Source organism: Helicobacter mehlei, from assembly GCF_003660265.1.
GTDB lineage: Bacteria > Campylobacterota > Campylobacteria > Campylobacterales > Helicobacteraceae > Helicobacter > Helicobacter mehlei.
The window spans coordinates 1-754 of the sequence record NZ_QXQP01000078.1; the positions used below are offsets into that span (position 1 = coordinate 1).

Consider the following 754-nt stretch of genomic DNA (forward strand, 5'->3'; position numbering starts at 1 on the left):
TCCGGATCCAGCCAACCCGGGGTGGAGGTCAACGGTGTCGCGGAATCCGCCACCTGCCATTCCAGTGCCATGAGTTTGTCATGGCCAATACGTCCCCCCTCAATGCGTGGCTGGCGTGCAGCCAGCGGGGTGGCCAGGCCGATCAGGTCAGTGACACGGACATTCAAGGGCGCATTCATTGAGGTCATACCCAGGTTCACCATGAACACGGTGGGAGGAAGATGGCTCAGATCTCCAGCGTCCCCCTCCTCCAGGCGGGGGGTGGTGATCCAGGAGTTTCCATTGCCATCCTGGGTCCTGATGGCCAGCTGCTGGCCGGTGGGCTCCGCCAGGGTCTGCTCCTCCATGACCTCCACATAATCAGTCATGGAACGCACGGTGAGGAAGTCCTCTGCGTAGAGCGGAGGATTGTCATGATCGCGGTTGGTGAAGTCGATCCAGAATTCCCGTTCATCCACCACATCACCGCCGTCTTCACTATCCCAATCATGGCCGTTGATGAATACGACGGTGGACCAGAGCCACACGGCAAGCACCAGGATGCCGGACACCAGGTCCTGCCAGGTCCGGTCAAATACGTTGATCGGGATGACAGCCATGGGCAGCAGGAGGGCGAACAGTGGCGGCAGGAGCATGCGGGCGTGCATGAAGTCTCCACCCACACGGATCACGTAGAGGAAGTGCACCAAGGCGCAGATGATCAGAAGTGCAATCACCATCGCCGGGGTACGCAATTCCAGGCGGGTCGGACGCG

General features: G+C 60.5%; 1 pseudogene. It reads right to left on the bottom strand.

Annotated elements, in window-relative coordinates:
- Window positions 1–754, bottom strand: a pseudogene (locus tag EAO36_RS08320) (hypothetical protein); the annotation flags it as partial.